At 50.9% G+C, this 5,770-nt stretch carries 4 protein-coding genes; 3 read left to right on the top strand and 1 reads right to left on the bottom strand.

Features of this window, described 5'->3' with window-relative positions:
- Positions 1–147: 147 nt before the first annotated feature.
- Complete coding sequence (gene bamD, locus ACJHYW_RS24860; protein WP_000197686.1) at positions 148–885, bottom strand: outer membrane protein assembly factor BamD; 738 nt, start codon at positions 883–885, stop codon at positions 148–150.
- Between the two features lie 134 nt (positions 886–1,019).
- Between bamD and rluD the strand changes: the two genes are divergently transcribed.
- From rluD to clpB, 3 genes are all read left to right on the top strand, one after another.
- Positions 1,020–2,000, top strand: coding sequence for a 23S rRNA pseudouridine(1911/1915/1917) synthase RluD (gene rluD / locus ACJHYW_RS24855; protein WP_000079097.1), 981 nt, complete (start codon positions 1,020–1,022; stop codon positions 1,998–2,000).
- Complete coding sequence (gene yfiH / locus ACJHYW_RS24850) at positions 1,997–2,728, top strand: purine nucleoside phosphorylase YfiH (RefSeq protein ID WP_000040134.1); 732 nt, start codon at positions 1,997–1,999, stop codon at positions 2,726–2,728. The genes rluD and yfiH overlap by 4 nt, the downstream gene beginning before the upstream one ends.
- Positions 2,729–2,857: 129 nt before the next feature.
- Positions 2,858–5,431 (top strand): ATP-dependent chaperone ClpB, encoded by a 2,574-nt coding sequence (gene clpB / locus ACJHYW_RS24845; protein WP_001235102.1) that lies wholly within the window; start codon positions 2,858–2,860, stop codon positions 5,429–5,431.
- The last annotated feature ends 339 nt before the right edge of the window (positions 5,432–5,770 follow it).

The raw sequence follows: 5,770 nt of genomic DNA, 5'->3' as shown, positions 1-5,770 counted from the left end.
AGATCAAGAGCCTGTCCAATGTGCATAAAAAAATCCGGAAACAAGTGAGCGTTTCCGGATTCTTACACAGCCACTGGATCGGTCAACTGATCCTTAACTGATCGGCATTACAGCTCAAGGACTGCCGTTTTGTGTTTCAGGTTTTTGTTATGTATTGCTGCTGTTTGCGGCGATGATTTTCGCTACTTTTTCAGCTTGCGCATTCATCTGCATCTGACGGTATGCATTTTCCATCAGCGGCAGCGCATCACGCGTAGCCTGGGTATCCGGGTAGTCGCGCAACATGCCTTCTACGCGGTTAACGACGGCAACCCATGCACCACGTTCTGTATAGTACTCGGCAACGGAGTATTCATATTTCGCCAGACGATCTTTCAGGAATACCAGACGTTTGGTGGCATCGGTGGTGTACTGACTGTTCGGATAGCCGCGCACCAGTTTGGAAAAGTCACTAAACGCAGCTCGTGCATGTTGAGGATCGCGATCGCTACGGTCAACGCCAAAGAACCCTTGCAGCGCACTGTCATCCAGCGCCATATTGGTCAGGCCACGCATGTACATGACATAATCGATATTCGGATGGGTCGGGTTAAGGCGAATAAAACGATCGATGGCAGCCTGTGCTAACGGCAAATCGGCGTTTTTATAGTAGGCGTAGATGAGATCCAGCTGCACCTGCTGCGAATACGGACCAAACGGATAGCGATTATCTAACGCTTCCAGTTGCGTTATTGCCTGTCTCCAGTTACCGTCCTGCAGCTTTTGTTGTGCAGTCGCGTAAATTTCATTTGGCGGATTATCAGGTACTTCTTCCTTTGACCCCGAGCAACCCGCCAAAAACAGGCTTAGTGTGGCGGCTGCCACCAGATATTTCATGCGCGTCATGACGTTTTGACTTTCCTCAAAATGTAATACGGGAGATTCTCTGTTCCTGCTCCCGGTTAAGACCAGCTACAATAGCACACTATATTAAACGGCAAAGCCGTAAAACCCCAACGATAAACGAAGAAGCAGTATATATGGCACAACGAGTACAGCTCACTGCAACGGTGTCCGAAAACCAACTCGGTCAACGCTTAGATCAGGCTTTGGCCGAAATGTTCCCGGATTATTCACGTTCGCGGATAAAAGAATGGATCCTCGACCAGCGCGTGCTGGTTAACGGCAAAGTTTGTGATAAGCCGAAAGAAAAAGTATTGGGTGGCGAGCAGGTTGCCATCAACGCTGAGATTGAAGAAGAAGCGCGTTTTGAACCGCAGGATATCCCGCTGGATATCGTCTATGAAGATGACGATATCATCGTCATTAATAAACCGCGCGACCTGGTGGTACATCCTGGCGCGGGTAACCCGGATGGCACGGTACTGAATGCATTGCTTCATTATTATCCGCCCATTGCCGATGTACCGCGTGCAGGCATCGTCCATCGTCTGGATAAAGACACCACTGGCCTGATGGTTGTGGCAAAAACCGTTCCGGCTCAGACGCGTTTAGTCGAATCTTTGCAAAGGCGTGAAATTACTCGTGAGTATGAAGCGGTGGCAATTGGTCATATGACCGCTGGCGGTACAGTAGATGAACCAATCAGCCGCCACCCGACCAAACGTACCCATATGGCGGTGCATCCGATGGGCAAACCAGCGGTGACTCACTATCGCATCATGGAACACTTCCGTGTGCACACGCGTCTGCGGTTGCGTCTGGAAACTGGACGTACGCACCAGATCCGCGTGCATATGGCCCATATCACTCATCCGCTGGTGGGCGATCCGGTTTATGGTGGCCGTCCGCGTCCGCCAAAAGGTGCTTCGGAAGCGTTTATCTCCACGCTGCGTAAATTTGACCGCCAGGCGCTTCATGCAACCATGCTGCGTCTTTATCACCCGATCTCCGGTATCGAAATGGAATGGCATGCGCCTATTCCACAAGATATGGTGGAGCTGATTGAGGTGATGCGCGCCGATTTCGAAGAGCATAAAGATGAAGTGGACTGGTTATGAGTAAGCTGATTGTCCCGCAGTGGCCGCTGCCAAAAGGTGTTGCGGCCTGTAGCTCTACTCGTATCGGCGGCGTGAGCTTGCCCCCGTATGACTCGCTCAACCTCGGTGCCCATTGTGGCGATAACCCGGATCACGTTGAGGAGAATCGCAAGCGACTTTTTGCTGCGGGCAATTTGCCTTCTAAACCGGTCTGGCTTGAGCAGGTACACGGCAAAGATGTGCTTAAGCTTACTGGCGAACCTTATGCCTCAAAACGAGCAGATGCCTCTTATAGCAATACGCCCGGCACGGTTTGCGCAGTGATGACTGCCGACTGCCTCCCTGTGCTGTTTTGCAATCGAGCGGGAACGGAAGTCGCCGCCGCTCATGCTGGCTGGCGTGGACTGTGCGCAGGCGTGCTGGAAGAGACAGTTTCCTGTTTTGCTGATAATCCAGAAAATATTCTCGCCTGGTTAGGGCCGGCAATCGGTCCACGCGCGTTTGAAGTGGGAGCGGAGGTTCGCGAGGCGTTTATGGCAGTAGACGCCAAAGCGAGTACAGCTTTCATTCAGCATGGTGATAAGTATCTGGCGGATATTTATCTCCTTGCCCGGCAGCGTCTGGCGAACGTCGGTGTCGAACAAATTTTCGGCGGTGACCGTTGTACATATACGGAAAATGAGACTTTCTTCTCTTATCGTCGCGACAAGACCACCGGTCGTATGGCAAGTTTCATTTGGCTGATATAACCTAAAGAATCAAGACGATCCGGTACGCGTGATTTTCTTTTCACATTAATCTGGTCAATAACCTTGAATAATTGAGGGATGACCTCATTTAATCTCCAGTAGCAACTTTGATCCGTTATGGGAGGAGTTATGCGTCTGGATCGTCTTACTAATAAATTCCAGCTTGCTCTTGCCGATGCCCAATCACTTGCACTCGGGCACGACAACCAATTCATCGAACCACTTCATTTAATGAGCGCCCTGCTGAATCAGGAAGGGGGTTCGGTTAGTCCTTTATTAACATCCGCTGGCATAAATGCTGGCCAGTTGCGCACAGATATCAATCAGGCATTAAATCGTTTACCGCAGGTTGAAGGTACTGGTGGTGATGTCCAGCCATCACAGGATCTGGTGCGCGTTCTTAATCTTTGCGACAAGCTGGCGCAAAAACGTGGTGATAACTTTATCTCGTCAGAACTGTTCGTTCTGGCGGCACTTGAGTCTCGCGGCACGCTGGCCGACATCCTGAAAGCAGCAGGGGCGACCACCGCCAACATTACTCAAGCGATTGAACAAATGCGTGGAGGTGAAAGCGTGAACGATCAAGGTGCTGAAGACCAACGTCAGGCTTTGAAAAAATATACCATCGACCTTACCGAACGAGCCGAACAGGGTAAACTCGATCCGGTGATTGGTCGTGATGAAGAAATTCGCCGTACCATTCAGGTGCTGCAACGTCGTACTAAAAATAACCCGGTACTGATTGGTGAACCAGGCGTCGGTAAGACTGCCATCGTTGAAGGTCTGGCGCAGCGTATTATCAACGGCGAAGTGCCCGAAGGGTTGAAAGGCCGCCGCGTACTGGCGCTGGATATGGGCGCGCTGGTGGCTGGGGCGAAATATCGCGGTGAGTTTGAAGAACGTTTAAAAGGCGTACTTAACGATCTTGCCAAACAGGAAGGCAACGTCATCCTGTTTATCGACGAATTACATACCATGGTCGGCGCGGGTAAAGCCGATGGCGCAATGGACGCCGGAAACATGCTGAAACCGGCGCTGGCGCGTGGTGAATTGCACTGCGTAGGTGCCACGACGCTTGACGAATATCGCCAGTACATCGAAAAAGATGCTGCGCTGGAACGTCGTTTCCAGAAAGTGTTTGTTGCCGAGCCTTCTGTTGAAGATACCATTGCGATTCTACGTGGCCTGAAAGAACGTTACGAGCTGCACCACCATGTGCAAATTACTGACCCGGCAATTGTTGCAGCGGCGACGTTGTCTCATCGCTACATTGCTGACCGCCAGCTGCCAGATAAAGCCATCGACCTGATCGATGAGGCAGCATCCAGCATTCGTATGCAGATTGACTCAAAACCAGAAGAACTCGACCGACTCGATCGCCGTATCATCCAGCTCAAACTGGAACAACAGGCGTTAATGAAAGAGTCTGATGAAGCCAGTAAAAAACGTCTGGATATGCTCAACGAAGAACTGAGCGACAAAGAACGTCAGTACTCCGAGTTAGAAGAAGAGTGGAAAGCAGAGAAAGCATCGCTTTCTGGTACGCAGACCATTAAAGCGGAACTGGAACAGGCGAAAATCGCTATTGAACAGGCTCGCCGTGTGGGTGACCTGGCGCGGATGTCTGAACTGCAATACGGCAAAATCCCGGAACTGGAAAAGCAACTGGAAGCCGCAACGCAGCTCGAAGGCAAAACTATGCGTCTGTTGCGTAATAAAGTGACCGATGCCGAAATTGCTGAAGTGCTGGCGCGTTGGACGGGGATTCCGGTTTCTCGCATGATGGAAAGCGAGCGCGAAAAACTGCTGCGTATGGAGCAAGAACTGCACCATCGCGTTATTGGTCAGAACGAAGCGGTTGATGCGGTATCTAACGCTATTCGTCGTAGCCGTGCGGGGCTGGCGGATCCAAATCGCCCGATTGGTTCATTCCTGTTCCTCGGCCCAACGGGTGTGGGGAAAACTGAGCTTTGTAAGGCGCTGGCGAACTTTATGTTTGATAGCGACGAGGCGATGGTCCGTATCGATATGTCCGAGTTTATGGAGAAACACTCGGTGTCTCGTCTGGTTGGTGCGCCTCCGGGATATGTTGGTTATGAAGAAGGTGGCTACCTGACCGAAGCGGTGCGTCGTCGTCCGTATTCCGTCATCCTGCTGGATGAAGTGGAAAAAGCGCATCCGGATGTCTTCAACATTCTGTTGCAGGTCCTGGATGATGGGCGTCTGACTGACGGGCAGGGGAGAACGGTCGACTTCCGTAATACGGTTGTCATTATGACCTCTAACCTCGGTTCCGATTTGATTCAGGAACGCTTCGGTGAACTGGATTATGCGCACATGAAAGAGCTGGTGCTCGGTGTGGTAAGCCATAACTTCCGTCCGGAATTCATTAACCGTATCGATGAAGTGGTGGTCTTCCATCCGCTGGGTGAACAGCACATTGCGTCGATTGCGCAGATTCAGTTGAAACGTCTGTATAAACGTCTGGAAGAACGTGGTTATGAAATCCACATTTCTGACGAGGCGCTGAAACTGCTGAGCGAGAACGGTTACGATCCGGTCTATGGTGCACGTCCTCTGAAACGTGCAATTCAGCAGCAGATCGAAAACCCGCTGGCACAGCAAATACTGTCTGGTGAATTGGTTCCGGGTAAAGTGATTCGCCTGGAAGTTAATGAAGACCGGATTGTCGCCGTCCAGTAAATGATAAAACGAGCCCTTCGGGGCTCGTTTTTGTCTATAAGTTAGACGGGAAAGACTATATTTAAGATGTTTTGCCTGAAAAATGAGCGAACGATAAAGTTTTTATATTTTTCGCTTGTCAGACCGGAATAACTCCCTATAATGCGCCACCACTGACACGGAACAACGGCAAACACGCCGCCGGGTCAGCGGGGTTCTCCTGAGAATCTCAACAGAGAAAGCAAAAATAAATGCTTGACTCTGTAGCGGGAAAGTGTATTATGCACACCCCGCGCCGCTGAGAAAAAGCGAAGCGGCACTGCTCTTTAACAATTTATCAGACAATCTGTGTGGGCACTC

The organism is Escherichia sp. WS3063 (assembly GCF_046486595.1).
Classification (GTDB): Bacteria; Pseudomonadota; Gammaproteobacteria; order Enterobacterales; family Enterobacteriaceae; genus Escherichia; species Escherichia coli.
This window is presented reverse-complemented; position numbering and strand designations above follow the sequence as displayed.